An 18,466-nucleotide genomic window follows, 5' to 3' on the forward strand; every position below is an offset into this window, starting at 1 on the left:
TAGTGCCTTACTCTGCGGATTGAAATTACGCGTAACACAGATAATGGCTACCTTTAGTTAAAACTTGAAGGGTGATTCAGGTTGTGAGTGATTTATATACTGCCGAAGGTGTCATTAATAAAAATAGCCTATGGGAGCGTTATTACCCTCTAATACGCCATGAAGCCCTGAAACTGCAAGTCCGACTTCCTGCCAGCGTTGATATCGATGACCTAATCCAAGCGGGTGGCATCGGGCTACTCCACGCATTAGAACGTTTCGATGCCTCATTAGGTGCCTCTTTTGCCACATACGCCGTGCAGCGGATCCGCGGATCCATGCTCGATGAACTGCGTAGCCGTGACTGGGTTCCCCGTAGCGTGCGTCGCCAAGCGCGAGAAATGACCAAAGCCATTGGTGAACTTGAGCAAAGTCTTGGGCGCAGTGCGACAGAGCCGGAAATTGCCAAAGCGCTGGATATCGATTTGGCAGAATATCGCCAAGTGCTGCTTGATACCAACAATAGCCAACTGTTCTCCTACGATGAATGGCACGAAGTGCATGGGGAAAGCTGCGAACCGTCAATGGATGAAGACGATGGCGGCAACCCACTGAGCTTATTAATGGAATCCAGCCTGAAAGACCAAATCGTGGCGGCAATAGAACAATTGCCAGAGCGCGAAAAAATGGTACTGACGCTATATTACCAAGAAGAGCTGAATTTGAAGGAGATTGGTGCGGTGCTGGAGGTGGGGGAGTCGAGAGTGAGTCAATTACACAGCCAAGCCATCAAACGGTTGCGCTCTAAGTTGAGATCGTAGCTCGTCATACTTCACGCTGTGACTGTGTTGGCTTCATAAGCTAACCCTAGTCACATACTTGTGTATGCTCCCAGGGCTTAGCGTATTCGCCGCCTTATCACAACGCGAATTATTTAGAGTTATGTTTGGCTAAGGTCAAGGGAAAAAACAAAGCAAAAATAAGGGCTAAGTTAAGGAAAAATAAAAACTAGCTTTTCATTTTGTCTAGAAAGCTTTTGGCGGAGATATGCCAGGTGTTGGGGCAGGGATTGAAGCCGAGTTTGGGGTAGGTGTTTTGGGAGTCGGGGGTAGAGCGAAAAATTAAATGACACTCGGGGGGAAGCTCCTCGGCGGTGAGTCGCAGCAAATGCTTACCGACACCTTGGTGAAGATACTGAGTATCTACAGCAATTTCAGAGATATAGCAGCAAAAACTAAAATCTGTGATCGCGCGAGCGAAACCCACCACTTGCTCATCCACCCAAGCACTGATCAACAAATCCGCATTATTTAACATCGAATCCAGCAACGCGACATCGTCAGTGGGCACAAACGTATCCAGTGGGGATTGCTTCAATAAATTCAAAAAATCATCCACCGAAATCGAATGGTTCACTTTATATGTAATGTGGCTATTCACTGGCTCCATGTCATTCCCTCATAAATAAAAACGCTAATATAGTTTTAGCTCGAAATCATGAAAATTGCCTGTTTTTCTTTGCATTTTTGCGTAATGGCATCGAGCTATTTGATGGGAAATAGTGAAATCAATAAATAAAAATGTAGAAATAATCACTATGGGTATTAATGAGTATTCAAACAATTGATTTTATGATTAATTAATTCCAACCATTTAATAAATAACAACATTTAAAAATCAAAAATAGATTTTATACACCAATGGGTTGTAAGAGAATATAATGCCAAATTATGCATTTACAGTAGGTATCCATATGTTCAAAAAGGTTATTGTTGTCTTTTTTCTTGTTTTCTGTGCTCCTTTTGGCTTTGCCACCGACTTGTCATTTAAAGAAAAATCACCCGTTGATCGCCTATATCATGAAAACTACCAAGGAGTGGACTCACTGCGGGAAGAGCAGAAGTTCAAATTTGACCCTAAATTAAAAATTGCTCAGCAAGATCGTAGCTACCAATCGCTACTCGAACAACGGGATGAAGATGAAAAGTCCTTGCTCAATCACATCCGCCCTTGTGATATCAACCCAACGGCAGCAGGCTGTCCGGGGCATTTATCGTGGATGAACAACCCGCGGGAGCTTCAATCCATGCTAGAGCAAAAATATCAGAATGAATAATTAGCATTCCCCGTGTTGCAAACAAAAGGCGCTTTTTGAGCGCCTTTTGTATTGTTTAAATAATCAGCTCTGTATCAATTTCCTTCGGGAAAGGTCAATGTTGCTCCCGGTGCTTCGCGGCTTAAATGAATAAAATTCAAATGCTTCTCATACTGGTCAAGAATATCGCTGATCACCTGCTCTTTGGTGTAGTCCATTAAATCGTTAGCTTGGGTACCTTCCCACAAGTAAGTTTCAAGGCGGTAATAGTGGGATTTACCGGAACGAGCGCGGTAGGTAAAGCTTGGCACCGTGTAGCGGCGTGGCCAAATTTGATAGATAAAACTTTGCTCTTCTTCTAAATCGACCACTAACTCTAAATGGTTAAGTCGCTCTTCTTCGGCAAGAGGATAGATTGCAAATTCCACCTTCGCGCCACGCAATTCTAATTCTTTAGCTACATCTTGCATCGCAGGGATACAGACTAAATCTAACATCCGTTGGGTATAGGTGGTGCCTGGGAAATTCATCACGCGTCCCAGACGTTGTTTCCACTTAATGGGCTCATTACCATACAGCGGCGCAGGGGCATTGGTATTAATGGCACTGACGCGGCGATAATCTTCAAACCGCAATGACTTATACAGCCCCGCCATAATAAAGAAGATCACAAAACTAAACGGCAGCCCCATAATCACGGTGGTGTTTTGCAGAGCGGGCACCCCATCGGCCATTAACATTCCAAGAGTGAGTAAACCAATGGCGACTGACCAGAAAACTCGTAGCCAATTAGGTGAATCACTGTTTATATCGCTCAGTTTAGAGGTGAAATTCCCCAGCACTAGTGAGCCAGAATCTGCGGACGTTACGTAAAATAGTAACCCTGTAATGGTGGCAACGGAGGCGGTTAATCCAAACCCCGGATATAACTCGAGTAGGGAATAAAACCCTTTTTCGGGGGCCTCTAATACCGTTTCAGCCAACGCTTTGTTGCCATGAATAATTTCATACAGAGCGCTATTACCAAAGATAGAGAGCCAAAGTAGTGTGAAGACAAAAGGGATGATTAGAGTGCCAATCACAAACTGGCGAATGGTGCGACCACGGGAAATTCGTGCCAAAAACAACCCAACAAAAGGCGACCATGCTACCCACCATGCCCAGAAAAACAGCGTCCAGCTATTCATCCAATCAGTCGGTCTATCAAATGCAAAACTGTTCAGGGTCATACCCATAAAACGGTTCACATAATCCCCAACGTTGAGTACTAGCGCATTGAGCAGAAATTCCGTATCCCCCACAAATAAGATAAACAGGATCAGCCCCAATGCCAGCAGCACGTTGAGTTCCGAGAGAATGCGGATCCCTTTATTGACCCCTGATGTGGCGGAAATGACCGCCATGATTACCGAAAGGAAAATTAGCCCGCCTTGCACTGTTAGCCCTTGGGGAAGGTCAAACAGCACTTTTAGCCCGTAATTGAGCTGCACCACGCCAATACCGAGGGTGGTGGCGATACCGAAAATCGTCCCGAGCACGGCGGCAATATCGACGGTATGACCAATCGGTCCGTTAATTCGATTACCAAAAATCGGATATAGCGCAGAACGGATGGTTAATGGCAAATTATAGCGATAACTAAAGTAACCGAGCGCAATGCCCATCAAGGCGTACATTGACCAGCCCGTGAGTCCATAGTGAAACAGTGTCCACACCATCGACTGACGAGCCGCTTCAAGGGTTTCGCCTTCACCTGTTGGCGGTAACATATATTGAGTGACCGGTTCAGCCACCGAGAAAAACATCAAATCAATGCCGATCCCCGCGGCAAACAGCATCGCCGACCAGCTAAGCAAACTAAATTCCGGTTTGGATTGTTCCGGTCCCAGTTTGATGTTCCCAAAGCGCGAGGTGGCGATAAAAATCACAAAAACGATATACAAGGTGGCGGCAAGTAAGTAATACCAGCCGAAGGTTTTTGACACCCAACCCAGTGTTGCAACAATCCATTGATTTGCGGTGTCAGTCATCAGGATGGTGAAAAAAGAAAACGCCAGTATTAAGGCGGCGGAGGTAAAAAAAACAACGTGATTAAGTTGGTCTTTCTGCCCATTTTTTGGACTTTTTGAATTTGTCATTGGCAGTTCCACAGTTTTATCTGGATGAAAATTTAAAATTAGATTATTTACTAATGCATTGAATTATTAGTAAACATTTAAAATTTCACGGGTATCTCCTCGAGTTATTTGTGAATGAATTGTTGTAAACAATAGTTAATATTGATTGAACATTCAATTAAAAAATCGTTTAATGAATGGGTTCAATGGTCTTATTAGGTCTTCATGCCATGCCGAAAATAGGCGTTCAATCGATACGTAAACAGCAGTTAATTCAGGCCACTTTAGCTGTCATCAACGAAGTGGGAATGCAAGAAGCCAGCTTTGTGCTGATCGCCCGTAAAGCGGGAGTCTCTACTGGGATTATTAGCCACTATTTCCGTGATAAGAGTGGTTTATTGGAGGCCACCATGCGCCATATCCAGTATCAACTCGGGTTTGGTATTGCGATGCGACTCAGATTATTGAGTGGTGAAAATCCTAAAGCGCGAATTCAGGCAATTGTGGAAGGGAACTTTGACTCCACCCAAATCAGTGAAGCCGCAATGAAAACGTGGCTAGCATTTTGGGCGAGCAGTATGCATCAGCCAAATCTGAACCGCTTACAGCGGGTGAATGATCGTCGCTTATATTCAAACCTAAGCTATGAGTTTGGACGAGCGTTAAGTAAACCTGCCGCACGCCGTGCTGCTAAAGGTCTGGCTGCCTTGATTGATGGATTATGGTTACGCAGTGCGCTGAGCAATGAGTCTTTTCCTGTGACGGAAGCGCTCAGCATCACTAACGAATATATCGATATGCAATTGGCACGAGCAGGAGACCATTCGACCTAACTATTTTTCAAAGGAGACGTTATGCAACATCCACCGATTCATAAGCTTTACATTCATGGCGGATATGTCGACAGTTCACAACCTGAATGCGGGCAGTTTGAGGCAATAAACCCAGCCAATGGCGACGTGATTGCACATTTGCAGTCAGCCAGTATCGACGATATTCACTGGGCGGTGGAGAGTGCAAAACAGGGGCAAAAAATTTGGGTGGCAATGACCGCGATGGAACGTTCACGTATTTTGCGCCGTGCTGTGGATATTTTACGTGAACGTAATGATGAACTCGCCTATTTAGAAACCCTCGATACAGGGAAGCCACTTTCTGAAACGCGTTTTGTGGATATTGTGACGGGCGCGGATGTTCTTGAATACTATGCAGGCTTGATCCCCGCTCTAGAAGGGCAGCAAATTCCGCTACGTGAAACCTCGTTTGTCTATACTCGCCGTGAACCATTGGGGGTTGTTGCGGGGATTGGCGCATGGAACTATCCCATTCAAATTGCGTTATGGAAATCCGCACCGGCACTGGCGGCAGGTAACGCCATGGTATTTAAGCCCAGCGAAGTTACCTCATTAACCGCATTAAAGCTGGCGGAAATCTACACTGAAGCGGGTTTACCTGCGGGGGTGTTTAATGTGGTCACGGGAATGGGCGGTGAAGTGGGTCAATGGCTAACAGAGCATCCGGATATCGCCAAAATCTCATTTACTGGCGGCGTCCCGACGGGGAAAAAAGTAATGTCGAATGCCTCTAGCTCAAGCCTTAAAGAGGTCACTATGGAGCTTGGAGGAAAGTCACCGCTGATTATCTTTGATGATGCTGATTTAGACAGAGCCGCTGATATCGCCATGATGGCGAACTTTTATAGCTCTGGGCAAGTGTGCACCAACGGGACGCGAGTATTTATCCCAGAAAACCTGAAAGCCGACTTTGAAGCCAAAATCGCGGAGCGCGTTGCGCGCATTCGTATTGGCTCACCAACCGATGAAAATACCAATTTTGGGCCTTTGGTCAGCTTCAAGCATCTGGACAATGTGCTGCGCTATATCGAGATTGGCAAGGCGCAAGGGGCGACAGTGTTGTGTGGCGGTGAGCGTCTTATGACTGAATCACTGGCAAACGGCGCTTATGTGGCTCCGACGGTGTTTACTGATTGCACAGATGAAATGCAAATCACCCAAGAAGAGATTTTTGGTCCTGTGATGAGCATTCTCAGCTACCGCACAGAAGATGAGGTCATTGAGCGAGCAAATCACTCGATTTATGGTTTAGCCGCAGGAATTGTCACGCAAGATCTCGCCCGTGCTCATCGCGTTATTCACCAATTAGAAGCGGGAATTTGTTGGATCAACACCTGGGGAGAATCCCCTGCGCAAATGCCAGTGGGGGGTTATAAACACTCTGGTGTAGGGCGCGAAAATGGTCTGATGACGCTACAAAATTACACTCAAATCAAATCCATTCAAGTTGAACTCGGAGAGTTTTCATCCATTTTTTAATCACTTAATTTGACTGAAACAGAGGAGATAACAATGGTCTATGACTACATTATTATCGGTGCTGGTTCAGCCGGTAACGTTCTTGCTACCCGCCTGACAGAAGATACTGATGTTACTGTGCTGCTCCTTGAAGCAGGAGGACCGGATCACCGGTTCGACTTTCGCACACAAATGCCAGCGGCATTAGCTTACCCACTTCAGGGGCGCCGTTATAACTGGGCGTATGAAACAGAGCCTGAACCTCATATGAACAACCGCCGTATGGAATGTGGGCGAGGAAAAGGGCTTGGCGGCTCTTCATTGATTAACGGCATGTGCTATATCCGTGGAAATGCCATGGACTTTGATGGCTGGGCGCAAGCGCCGGGGCTTGAAGATTGGGCTTATGCCAACTGTTTACCGTATTTTCGCAAAGCTGAAACCCGCGATATTGGTGGAAATGATTACCACGGCGACCAAGGTCCCGTGAGTGTGACGACGCCAAAATCCCACAATAATGTGCTATTCCACGCGATGGTTGAAGCTGGCGTTCAAGCGGGTTATCCGAAAACAGCTGATTTAAACGGCTACCAGCAAGAAGGGTTCGGTCCGATGGATCGTACGGTGACGCCAAAAGGTCGTCGTGCGAGCACCGCCAGAGGGTATCTAGACCAAGCTCGCACCCGTAAGCATTTGACGATAGTCACTCATGCCACCACAAATACCATTGAGTTTGAAGGGAAAAAAGCGGTTTCTGTGAAATATCATTTAGGAAAACATCAGCAAGTGCATGTGGCGAAAGCTCGCAAAGAAATCTTGCTATGTGCAGGGGCTATTGCATCCCCGCAAATTTTGCAGCGTTCCGGTGTCGGTCCTAAAGCGGTATTGGCACAGTTTGAGATCCCTCCCGTTCATTATCTGGAAGGGGTTGGGGAAAACTTGCAAGATCATCTGGAAATGTATTTGCAGTATGAATGTACGCAGCCGGTTTCCCTGTATCCCGCATTGAAATGGTTTAATCAGCCAATGATTGGTGCGCAGTGGTTATTTAAAGGCACCGGTATTGGTGCGAGTAATCAGTTTGAGGCGGGCGGGTTTATTCGTAGCAGTGAAAAATTTGCATGGCCAAATATTCAATTTCACTTTCTGCCGGTGGCGATTAACTACAATGGCAGTAATGCGGTGAATCAACACGGTTTTCAGGCGCATGTGGGTTCTATGCGTTCACCTAGCCGAGGTCGAGTGCAGATAAAATCTCGTGACCCGCATCAACACCCAAGCATCTTGTTTAATTACATGTCTTGTGAGCAGGATTGGGAAGAGTTTCGTGCAGCGATTCGTATCACGCGGGAAATTATGGCTCAACCCGCGTTAGACCCGTATCGAGGTGAGGAGATTAGTCCCGGTAAGCACATTGTCACTGATGAACAACTTGATCAGTTTGTGCGAGAACGCGCGGAAACGGCGTTTCATCCTTGTGGAACGTGCAAAATGGGCTCGGATGCTATGGCGGTTGTCGATGGTGAAGGGCGTGTTCATGGGGTTGATAACCTGCGAGTGATTGATGCATCCATTATGCCGCTGATTATTACAGGTAATTTAAATGCCACAACCATTATGATTGCGGAAAAAATAGCGGACAAAATTCGCGGCCGAGAGCCTTTAGCACCCAGCCAGGCTCCCTATTTTAAAGCGGGTAGTCAGGCGGTTAGAACGGGCTAAAACGTGGTTTATGGGTGACGTATTTTATGGGTGAGGGGACATCCTCACCCTTTGTACATGCTTATTCGCAATGGTTGGTAAATTCTTTATACGCATTCCATGTCTGCGTTGCATACATAACTGAAGGGCCTCCCCCCATAAAAATGGCAACAGCTAAAGTTTCAGCAAGTTCTTGTTGGGTTACTCCTAAATCGACCAAAGCTTTTGTATGAAAAGCAACGCAGCCATCGCAGCGATTGGCAACCGCAATACCAATCGCAATCAGCTCTTTGGTTTTTTTATCTAGAACTCCCTCTGTCGAGGCAGCTGCAATTAAGTTAGAAAAATGCATCATGACTTCAGGAATAAATTGAGCTAGCTCAGGCATGGTTTGCAGTAGGTTTTGATTGATTTCAGTAAACTTTGACATTGTTTCTCCGTCTTACATTATGTAATTAAATAATATATATTTTAATATAATTTAAGGATAACATTGAGCAAGGAAAATATTCGAAATAAGATATAAAACAGATTTATACCTTTTATTTAATAAAGGATAGTGTATTAAATTGAAAGATTCATATTTAGATGTTTAATCTGAAATTTAACGCTATTGGTGTCAATTTGACAAAAAAATCCTCCAAACGAAGGAGGAAAATAAATATTAAGCGAGACTACTTATATAACACTAATTTTGTATTTACCAAAGCTGACCAGCTAATAAAAATGATCATAATTTGCTATGTGAAAAAGGAATATAAACTAAAAATAATATGGCAAGTGTTAATATTAACGGACAGAATTAACTAGCCATTGTAAATAGTTATCCTCAACTTGGTTAGGGTCTAAACGAATTAACTCAGGGATTTCATAGGGATGAATTTCCTTGATTGCATCAAATAGCGCTTGCTGATTACCAATCGTGCTTTTTATCAGTAATAGAATTTCTTTATCTTCTGTCACATTTCCTTTCCACAAATAGACTGATTTCATTTCTGGTAATAATGAAACACAGGCAGCAATATGGTTATTCAACAGGTACTGTGCAATTTTTATGGCACTTTCTTGGCTGTTAGTCGTGCTTAAAACGATGCAAGGTTGTTGCTGGTTCTTATAATGATTATCGTCAAATGTCATTTTAATCTCCTTTATTTAAAGGGCTTATTTAAATGAGTAGCCTGATTCATTCTAGTTTAGCTGCCCGTAAGAAAACGTAGCCACATAATGATACAAATAGAGAAGTACGTGATTAATGTGGAGATGATTATTACTGATAACGATTATCTTATTGGGTAATGAATTGGCTGCCCATGAGATAGCAATATATGTACCCTAATAGCTTAAGGCTTGAGCTAAATAATTTCATTAATCAATTAGCCTGGTTGATTTTTATTCGCTCTAGTAAACGAAAGTAAATCTATTTACAAGGGGCTTTATTGCTATTCTTGATTAATTATGAGTAATTCGATTCAGCATTAAGTTTTAGATAGGTAAATATCAATAATTATTGAATTTTTGTATATTAATTGAGTTTTGGGAAATATTTTAATATTTAATCGCTTTAATCCGATGGAAGAGTTAGTGGCGTTTTTATACATAACTGTTACTCGTTTTTATTTCACAGCCACTTTTAACTCATTTTAAGGGTGTGTGACTGTTTGTGAATTTCAATTACATTTTGTTACATAATGGCTTGAAATTCATATGAAACTCAGTAACCAAATGATAACGATCAATATTTTCAGGTGATTATTTGCTAACATCGACTGAGAATAAAAAAATATATATTGCACTTTCTCTGTCATTCCATCTCAAAAACTGTATGGATACCCTTATGAATAAACTGACTCCGTTAAAACCGATACCTACCTTAATCGCGGTCGCGATTACGTTAATTATCTGGTTTGCTATTCCTGTTCCTGAAGGTGTTAATCCGAATGCATGGCATTTATTAGCCCTGTTTGTCGGAACTATCGCTGCGATTATCGGTAAAGCGTTACCTATTGGTGGTGTTTCTATCGTTGCGATTTCCTTGGTGGCCGCGACTGGGGTCACCAATCCTGAATCCACAAAAGGCGCGATTGCAGATGCATTAAGTGGTTTTTCTAATGACCTGATTTGGCTGATTGGTATTTCCATCATGGTCTCCATGAGCTTGAATAAAACGGGGCTGGGAGCGCGTATAGGTTATTACGTTATTTCACTGTTTGGTAAAAAAACCATTGGGATTGCTTATTCACTGGCCATTGCAGAAACCATTCTTGCGCCTGTGACGCCAAGTAACACTGCGCGAGGCGGGGGAATTATTCACCCGATTATGCGTTCGATTTCAGACAGTTTTGGTTCTAAGGCGGAAGACGGTACTTCAGGGAAAATAGGGCGCTACCTCTCTTTAGTGAACTACAATATCAACCCAATTACTTCCGCGATGTTTATTACGGCAACGGCACCGAACCCGCTGATTGTGAGCTTAATTGTCAGCGAAGCGGGTAAAGGTAATGAGCTAACTTGGGGAATGTGGGCGATTGCGGCATTTGTACCGGCGATTGTTTCTCTGATTTTAATGCCACTGGTTATCTACTTTATGTATAAGCCAGAAATTACCTCTACACCGGATGCCCCTAATTTTGCCAAAGAACGTTTACAGCAATTAGGACCAATTTCATTGCCTGAAATGATCACATTAGGGGTTTTCATCCTGTTATTAATGATGTGGGCAGGGGTTCCTGAAATGCTGTTTGGTCCATCATTCAGCGTGAATGCAACCACGGCAGCCTTTATTGGTCTGAGCGTATTATTGGGCACAGGGGTTATTAACTGGGATGATGTCCTGAAAAATAAAGGGGCATGGGATACCGTTGTCTGGTTCGCCGCACTGGTGATGATGGCAAGCTTCTTAGGTAAATTAGGTCTTATTAAGTGGATGTCTGTCACGGTAGGAAGCTCCATCGATAGCATGGGAATTAGTTGGGTTTGGGGTACCTTAATTTTGGTACTAATCTATGTTTATTCCCACTATTTCTTCGCCAGTACAACTGCGCACATTACTGCAATGTTTGGGGCTTTCTTTGCGGCGGGTCTTGCATTAGGTGCACCGCCAATGCTGTTAGGTTTAACCTTAGCATTCTCCTCATCCTTAATGATGTCATTAACTCACTACGGCACGGGTACGGCACCAATTATCTTCGGTTCGGGCTATGCCACACTGGGCGAATGGTGGAAAGCGGGCTTTGTGATGAGCGTTGTTAACTTAATTATTTGGATCAGTTTAGGAAGTATTTGGTGGAAATTCCTGGGTTACTGGTAATGCCATTGAATATTAATTAAAAATACGTATTCACCAAAAGCCGGAATTATCTTCCGGCTTTTTTGTCCTCTATTGACTGTGAGTGAAATTATATTTTACTGAGAGAAGAAACATAAAATTTAAACCTTAAATCAGTGAATTTATTGAAATAAATAGGGCAATTAAATATTCAATGGAAACAAGATTTTTTAATTTAAAGCAGCTATGATTAATACTAAGGCATGTTGTAGGGTTTTAATGTAATCCGATATAAACTGTAATCCGATGTAAACAAAGATAAATAGGTTAAAAATGAAAAAGACAGCATTAGTATTGGGTATGGCGGGTATGATGGCATTGTTGTCAGCGTGTTCAGACGAGAAAAAAGAGATTGCAGAGTATCGTTCTGAGTTCGTAAACAACTGTGTAAAAGCAGCGGGCGAATCTGATACAGAAACAGCACAAGCTATTAGCGCAATCTGTGGCTGTGCTTATGATAAAACTGTTGAAAAATATGGTTTAAAAGAATTTAAGCGTTTAGACAGTGAACTGCAAAAATCACCTGCTGCTGCGCCTGAATTCCAACAAACTATGATTTCATTTGTTCAAGAGTGTGCAACTAACGCGCGTTAATTGAATAACTTTAGTCATTGTTAAATAAAGCCACGGAGATGAAAAATCCCGTGGCTTTGTTGTTTTTAGGATAGGTTTTTAAATCAACGCTTATTTAAATAGCTGTTTAAATTGATGTGGAGCACAGCGTAAATATTGTGGTGCCACATTAATTTGTTCATTGAGCACACTAGCGGCACGCCATGGCCAGCGTGGTTCATATAAAATGCCACGACCAATCGCAATAAAGTCAGCTTGCCCAGTCGCAATAATCGCTTCCGCTTGGTGAGGCTCGGTGATCAGCCCCACAGCAATAACTGGCATATCGGTATGTTCATGAATAGCTTGCGCCAGTGGTACTTGGTAATTTGGGCTGACCGGGATCTGTTGCTTGTCTGATAATCCACCGGAAGAAACGTGGATATAATCGCACCCTAATTCTTCTAGCACTTCAGTGAGTTCGATGGATTGAGCCAGATCCCAGCCCCCTGCAACCCAATCTGTTGCAGAAATACGGATACCGACAGCAATATTTGGACTGACCGCCGCACGTACTTCACGGAACATATCCACTAAAAATCGAGTACGGTTAACAAAACTGCCACCATATTCATCTTGTCGTTGGTTGGAGATAGGAGATAGGAATTCATGCAGTAAATAGCCATGAGCCGCATGGATCTCAATTAAATCAAAACCTGCTTGTTCAGCACGTTTTGCTGAATCAACAAACTGTTGCGTTATTTCGTGGATTTCATTGATGGTGAGAGCCTTTGGTGAATAGCTATCGCCAAAAGGCAGAGCGGATGGCGCGACTGTTTGCCAACCATGTGGATCGTCTGGCGCTAAATTTTGCCCGCCTTCCCACGGTAGTGCGCAAGAGGCTTTTCTGCCTGCATGGGCAATTTGAATACCTAATTTTGCATTGGCAAAACTCTTGATATTCGTTAACAGGGTTTTAAACGCCTGCATCTGAGCTTCATTCCATAAACCTAAATCTTGGTAAGTAATTCGCCCATCGGGGTTTACAGCACTGGCTTCGACAATCACAAGGGAAGCGCCGGATAAGGCAAGGTTCATATAATGAGCCTGATGCCAAGGACTGATAAGCCCCTCATGTGCGGAATATTGGCACATAGGTGGCACAATAATGCGGTTAGTTAGCTGAACTTGACCTAAGTTAGCGGGTGAAAATAGGTAACTCATTCCTTTTTCCTTATAACGAAACTTAAGATAATTCTGACAGTATACAAAAAAAGGAAGAGCATTCTTGTGATAAAACGGCAAATTTAGGGATTCAAAAAAATTTTTCGTTATAAGCAAGCTGAAAAAGCAATAACGTGAAGATAATTTTGAGGAAAAGAATAAAAAGTATAAATCTCTGCTTGCTATTTTTTTTATAAATAAAAGAACCAGAGATAGAATGTAGATATATTGCAATGTGTCATTTCAAATCATGATAAATACTCGCTTAGTTCCCCCTTTCTTTGTTAACTCCATGATAATTCAAGCATGATAAACTTAATTGAGTTTTATGGTTTTTATGGTGCTAATAGATTTTCACACTGGGTTTTTATTTTATTCAATGATTTTATTTACCTTTAAATGAATATTGTTGCCGCAAAAAAACAATTTTCATCTTGCAACCTAAATAAGGGATTTATATAAGCAACGATAGCCCTACGTAATATTAGTTTTATGTAAAAAGAGTAATGGAGATGAAAATAAAATTACAACTGTAAGAGTGTAGCAGTTTTATTTTCAACAACGTGTATTAGCCTGTGAAAATATAATTCTAAAAAGGAAGGTCAATGTGTTAACAATTATTGGTATTTTAATCATCGTGACAATCGTCACTTTACTGATGATGGGTAAAGCTAGCCCAATTATTGCAATGTCTTGTATTCCTTTTATTGGTGCACTGTTAGCGGGATATTCTATTGGTGAAATCTCGGTCTTTTTCGAAAGCGGCATTAATAAAGTGGCAAAAGTGGCAGCGATGTTTTTGTTTGCCATTTTGTTCTTCAGCATGATGAAGGACTTACATATTTTTGACCCATTGATCCGCATGATGGTTAAAATGACCCGTGGTAATGTGATTATCGTCTGTATCATGACCACGCTAATCGCGGGGGTAGTGCACTTAGATGGCTCTGGCGCCGCAACATTTTTAATTATTATTCCTGCATTATTACCGCTATACCGACAATTAGGTATGAGTCCATACCTTATGTTGCTGCTGATGTGCGCAAGTATGGGGATCATGAATATGGTGCCATGGGGCGGACCATTAGGTCGCGCGTCAGCGGTAACAGGCATAGATGCATCCACACTATGGCAAGGTTTAATTCCCGTGCAATTGATTGGTATGGGTGGCGCGGTGGTATTTGCCATCATTATGGGAATGCGTGAAAAGCGTCGCATTGCTGCGGCCGCGTTAAATGGCACTACGCCGTATCAAATGGATTCACTGTTAGGCGAAAGTGAGCAAATCGCAGATGTGGTTGATATTGCCCATAAACCTAAAAAGCCATTAATTAATGGTGGATTAATTGTAGGGGCGATTATCTGTTTAGCATTTGGGTTACTTTCAGCTCCATACGTATTTATGATTGCGCTTTCTTTGGCGTTACTAATTAACTACCCAAATCCCAAAGAGCAGATGAAGGTGCTCTCCCTGCACGCCCCACAGGCGTTAGGTATGGTGGCAATTATTCTTGCAGCGGGCGCGTTTCTCGGCATCTTATCCGATGGTGGAATGTTGAAATCCATCGCGATGGATCTGACATCAATTCTGCCAACGGAATGGGTATCAAAAATTCATATTTTTGTGGGTATCCTCGGCGTACCAATGGATATTTTCACCAGTACTGACGCTTACTATTTTGCATTGCTGCCAATTATTCAGCAAATTGCCGCAACGGCAGGGGTTGACCCTTCAGCAGTGGTGTACGCCATGGCGATAGGGAATAACGCGGGTACGTTTGTGAGTCCGTTCTCACCGGCAGCGTGGTTGGCGATGGGGCTGGCGGGAATTGATATGGGGCGTCATTTGCGGTATTCGTTTGGGTGGATTTGGGTGTTCAGCTTTTTCACGCTAGCCGTCGGGGCGGTTCTTGGATTGTATTAATCGCTCGTCGTCTTTTACGTCGTAACGTTGTTGGCTTCAAAAGAAAACCCTAGTCACATACTTATGTATGCTCCTAGGGATTTTCTTTTTTGCCGCCTAGTTACGGCGCAAAATCCATAGAGCCAATGTTTGGGAGTATTAGGTCAAAAGCGACAAATAAAACCAATGTATGAGGAGGTTAAGGGAAAAATTAACATCTTAGAAGATAGAAGATAAAAAACAGTGAGATAAAATAGTTGCTAAGTGGAACATCGATTATCAGACAGTGACTATATTGATGATGAGGGAATTATGTGAAGATGCCTTTATTATCTGAAATCTATAAGGCTCGACATGCGCAGACCACTTTCTTCCTATCATCCTATCTTGTATTGGCTGCGCGTGAATCAAAAACGGTTACTTAGGCGCTGGCACTGGGCATTTTCAGGGCGCAAGTATACCCGTCATTTGGCGGAGCAACCGCTGGAATACCGTTACCATAAACACACATCGCGCCTTATCCGTAAATTGGGGCAATCAGACCTTCGGCTACAACATAACAAAGTGATAAACCTTGGAATTGCGATTGAAACGATGAACGGTGTTACCATCGCGCCGGGTGAATACTTCTCATTTTGTCGCCTTGTGGGAAAACCCACGGTTAAACGAGGTTTTGTGGAGGGAATGGAACTTTCTTACGGAGAAGCCCGAAGCGGGATTGGCGGAGGAATTTGCCAACTCAGCAATTTAATCCACTGGATGGCGCTGCATTCTCCATTGCAAGTGGTGGAACGAGCCAACCACAGTTTTGACCCATTTCCTGATGAAGGGCGCGTGTTGCCGTTTGGTTCCGGCGCCGCTATCTTCTATAACTATATCGACCTTGTGCTGTATAACCCCACTCAAGCAACATTTCAGTTAGTGTTTAAAATGGGTGAGCACCAAATTGAAGGGGAGCTACTATGTTCAGAACCCCGCGAAAATAAATACCATATTTACCAACAAAATCATAAGTTTGTTCGGGAGCACGGCGTGATTTATCGCCATAATGAAATTTGGCAACAAATCACCACCAAAGGGCAAGAGCCGCTCACGCTCAGCGACCGCTGTTTGTACCGCAATAAAGTGGTGGTGAAATACCCACTGGATGAATCTCAATTGAGTGATGTGGGTTAATACGAGCATAATTAGGAATATGTTACTGGCTTTTACCTAATTAATTCGTTTAGAATCCCCCCAACTAAGTTATTTCTTGCTGTTTTTCTGATAAAACACCCAAAATGAGGCCGTCTCGCGGACTAGATATGTAATACCAACACTTGATTTCTCAATTATCACAGAGGCAAATCTTACACAAGATTTGTTGTGTTTTGTTATTTCTGTAGAGAAAGCATAATGAATATGCAATCAAGGAAGTATGGTAGAACGTATCACTATCCGTTCTCACCGGGCACCACCAGCGACGATCGTATTAATAGCGATTGGTGGGCGCACATCCAAAATATTGAACAACTGGTTCATACTGAAAAACTCGATGGTGAAAATAATTGCCTGAATCGTCACGGCGTATTTGCTCGTTCCCATGGTGCTCCGACTCAGTCGGCATGGTCGCAGCAAATCCGTCAGCGGTGGCAATTAATTAAAGACGATCTGGGTGATATCGAATTGTTTGGCGAAAATCTGTATGCCGTGCACTCCATTGAATATCAACATATCGAAGATTATTTTTACGTGTTCGCGGTGCGACAAGGGGATTATTGGCTCAGTTGGGATGAAGTGAAGTTTTACGCCTCACTGTTTGATTTCCCGACTGTACCCGAGCTTCATTTGGATATCGATAAAACCCTCACCGCCCAGCAGTACAGCAGCGGGTTAATCGCCGCGGCAGGGGAAGATAGCCAATTTATTGCACGGGATACCCATACCGGAAAACCGTGCAGTATGGAAGGCATAGTGACACGCAATCGCCAAGGTTTTGCCGTGGATGATTTTATGCAGCATGTTTTTAAATATGTGCGCAAAAACCATGTCAAAACCGATATCCACTGGAAGCGAAATTGGCAGCGCGCGAAATTAGCGTTTGAGATGCAAGGAGGTGACCAATGAGTTGGCAGCTGACAAAACAACGAGAATGGTCACAACTTGCTGAACAGTTTGAATTTGTGCGTGATATGCATGGCGTCCCTCAAGATGCGATACACCATGCGGAAGGGGATGTGGCTATCCATACTCAAATGGTATTAGCTGCGTTGGAGGCGTTACCGGAATATCAGCAATTACCTGAAGCGCAACAGCAGATTGTCTGGACAGCGGCGCTCTTACACGATGTGGAAAAGCGCAGCACCACTCGAGAAGAAGAGGGGCGTATTCGCTCACCCGGACACGCAAAAAAAGGCGAGTTATCCGCTCGCCATATCCTGTTTCGTGAAGTGGAAACGCCATTTGCTATCCGCGAGCAGATTGCCACATTAGTACGCTTTCACGGTTTGCCATTATGGTTGATGGATAAGCCCGACCCAGAGCGAGCGTTGTACTCCGCCTCATTACGGGTCGAAATGTCCTTGCTGTGTATGTTAGCGAAAGCGGATGCGATTGGTCGTGAATGTGAAGACAAAGCGGACTTATTAGCGCGCATCGAGCTATTTGAACTGTTTTGCCGTGAGCATGATTGCTGGGATCAGCCGAAAGCTTTCGCGTCACTGGCGGGGCGTTTTCACTATTTCCATACCCAGCGCGGCACGCCGGATTATCAACCGTTTGATGAAGACTGTAGCGAAGTGATGATGTTGTGTGGTCTGCCAGGAATGGGAAAAGACCATTTTATTCAACAACATTACCCACAAACGCCGATGGTATGCTTGGATGAAATTCGCCGAATTCATAAAATCAGCCCAGCGGATAAAAATGCCCAAGGCTGGGTCGCGCAGCAAGCGAAAGAACAGGCGAAAGTTTATTTGCGTAGTAAACAAGATTTCATCTGGAATGCGACATCGCTAAGTGCCTCACTGCGCGAAAGCATGATCAGCCTATTTGCTCGCTACCAAGCCAAAGTGCATCTGATTTATCTGGAAGTGCCGTATAAGCAGTGGCAGCAGCAAAATCGTCAGCGCAAATATGCGGTTCCGGAAAATGTGATGGAAAGAATGGCGGGGAAACTGGAAATACCGACCCCTGATGAAGCTCATCAAGTTTCCTATTTTATCAATGGTGAATTTTTGAGTGAGCCGGTGAAGTAAGTTTTATCATCCTGCCTCTGTC

At 43.6% G+C, this 18,466-nt stretch carries 16 protein-coding genes; 11 read left to right on the forward strand and 5 right to left on the reverse strand.

Annotation, left to right across the window (positions count from 1 at the left end; translation table 11 throughout):
• Positions 1–83 precede the first annotated feature (83 nt).
• A complete protein-coding gene (locus tag HFU86_RS07200) occupies positions 84–800 on the forward strand; it encodes an RNA polymerase sigma factor FliA (protein WP_039861494.1) in 717 nt (238 codons plus the stop codon).
• A gap of 187 nt (positions 801–987) precedes the next feature.
• Here the strand turns inward: HFU86_RS07200 and HFU86_RS07205 are convergent, their stop codons facing one another.
• Positions 988–1,428 carry a GNAT family N-acetyltransferase gene (locus tag HFU86_RS07205; RefSeq protein ID WP_036951356.1) on the reverse strand — a complete coding sequence of 147 codons (441 nt, stop codon included), beginning with the start codon at positions 1,426–1,428 and terminating at the stop codon, positions 988–990.
• Between the two features lie 271 nt (positions 1,429–1,699).
• Between HFU86_RS07205 and HFU86_RS20090 the strand changes: the two genes are divergently transcribed.
• Complete coding sequence (locus tag HFU86_RS20090) at positions 1,700–2,095, forward strand: hypothetical protein (protein WP_154600289.1); 396 nt, start codon at positions 1,700–1,702, stop codon at positions 2,093–2,095.
• Between the two features lie 74 nt (positions 2,096–2,169).
• On the opposite strand, the gene HFU86_RS07215 is transcribed toward HFU86_RS20090, so the two are convergent.
• Positions 2,170–4,212 carry a choline transporter gene (locus HFU86_RS07215; protein ID WP_187128981.1) on the reverse strand — a complete coding sequence of 681 codons (2,043 nt, stop codon included), beginning with the start codon at positions 4,210–4,212 and terminating at the stop codon, positions 2,170–2,172.
• 209 nt (positions 4,213–4,421) lie between these two features.
• Here HFU86_RS07215 and betI point away from each other — a divergent pair, with 209 nt between their 5' ends.
• Genes betI through betA form a run of 3 tightly spaced genes read left to right on the forward strand, consistent with a single transcriptional unit; the run spans position 4,422 to position 8,225 of the window.
• On the forward strand, positions 4,422–5,024 hold the full coding sequence (betI, locus tag HFU86_RS07220; RefSeq protein ID WP_036951954.1) for a transcriptional regulator BetI: 603 nt from the start codon (positions 4,422–4,424) through the stop codon (positions 5,022–5,024).
• A 21-nt stretch (positions 5,025–5,045) separates the two neighbouring features.
• The gene (betB, locus tag HFU86_RS07225; RefSeq protein WP_132494689.1) at positions 5,046–6,524 is read left to right on the forward strand and encodes a betaine-aldehyde dehydrogenase; all 1,479 of its coding nucleotides are present in this window, start codon (positions 5,046–5,048) and stop codon (positions 6,522–6,524) included.
• A 33-nt stretch (positions 6,525–6,557) separates the two neighbouring features.
• Entirely contained in the window at positions 6,558–8,225 is a 1,668-nt protein-coding gene (gene betA / locus HFU86_RS07230) for a choline dehydrogenase (RefSeq protein WP_187128982.1), read from the forward strand.
• Between the two features lie 61 nt (positions 8,226–8,286).
• Here the strand turns inward: betA and HFU86_RS07235 are convergent, their stop codons facing one another.
• Positions 8,287–8,634: a carboxymuconolactone decarboxylase family protein gene (locus HFU86_RS07235; protein ID WP_036951341.1), complete on the reverse strand. Its 348-nt coding sequence runs from the start codon at positions 8,632–8,634 to the stop codon at positions 8,287–8,289.
• Between the two features lie 359 nt (positions 8,635–8,993).
• The gene (gene cutA, locus HFU86_RS07240) at positions 8,994–9,341 is read right to left on the reverse strand and encodes a divalent-cation tolerance protein CutA (protein WP_132494695.1); all 348 of its coding nucleotides are present in this window, start codon (positions 9,339–9,341) and stop codon (positions 8,994–8,996) included.
• A 697-nt stretch (positions 9,342–10,038) separates the two neighbouring features.
• Between cutA and HFU86_RS07245 the strand changes: the two genes are divergently transcribed.
• Together HFU86_RS07245 and HFU86_RS07250 are read left to right on the forward strand one after the other, a co-directional pair.
• On the forward strand, positions 10,039–11,511 hold the full coding sequence (locus HFU86_RS07245; protein ID WP_036951333.1) for an anion permease: 1,473 nt from the start codon (positions 10,039–10,041) through the stop codon (positions 11,509–11,511).
• A gap of 291 nt (positions 11,512–11,802) precedes the next feature.
• A complete protein-coding gene (locus HFU86_RS07250) occupies positions 11,803–12,123 on the forward strand; it encodes a lipoprotein (protein WP_036951331.1) in 321 nt (106 codons plus the stop codon).
• A gap of 90 nt (positions 12,124–12,213) precedes the next feature.
• On the opposite strand, the gene HFU86_RS07255 is transcribed toward HFU86_RS07250, so the two are convergent.
• The gene (locus tag HFU86_RS07255; protein WP_187128983.1) at positions 12,214–13,305 is read right to left on the reverse strand and encodes an NADH:flavin oxidoreductase/NADH oxidase; all 1,092 of its coding nucleotides are present in this window, start codon (positions 13,303–13,305) and stop codon (positions 12,214–12,216) included.
• Positions 13,306–13,912: 607 nt separating this feature from the next.
• Here HFU86_RS07255 and HFU86_RS07260 point away from each other — a divergent pair.
• The 4 genes from HFU86_RS07260 (at position 13,913) to HFU86_RS07275 (ending at position 18,444) form a co-directional block, all read left to right on the forward strand.
• The gene (locus HFU86_RS07260; RefSeq protein WP_108479059.1) at positions 13,913–15,229 is read left to right on the forward strand and encodes a CitMHS family transporter; all 1,317 of its coding nucleotides are present in this window, start codon (positions 13,913–13,915) and stop codon (positions 15,227–15,229) included.
• Between the two features lie 333 nt (positions 15,230–15,562).
• Complete coding sequence (locus HFU86_RS07265; RefSeq protein ID WP_187128984.1) at positions 15,563–16,384, forward strand: VanW family protein; 822 nt, start codon at positions 15,563–15,565, stop codon at positions 16,382–16,384.
• 219 nt (positions 16,385–16,603) lie between these two features.
• Positions 16,604–17,314 (forward strand): RNA ligase family protein, encoded by a 711-nt coding sequence (locus tag HFU86_RS07270; protein WP_132494703.1) that lies wholly within the window; start codon positions 16,604–16,606, stop codon positions 17,312–17,314.
• The gene (locus HFU86_RS07275) at positions 17,311–18,444 is read left to right on the forward strand and encodes an AAA family ATPase (RefSeq protein ID WP_187128985.1); all 1,134 of its coding nucleotides are present in this window, start codon (positions 17,311–17,313) and stop codon (positions 18,442–18,444) included. Before HFU86_RS07270 ends, HFU86_RS07275 begins: the two co-directional genes overlap by 4 nt.
• Positions 18,445–18,466 lie beyond the last annotated feature (22 nt).

Source organism: Providencia sp. JUb39, from assembly GCF_012272845.1.
Taxonomy (GTDB): domain Bacteria; phylum Pseudomonadota; class Gammaproteobacteria; order Enterobacterales; family Enterobacteriaceae; genus Providencia; species Providencia lanzhouensis.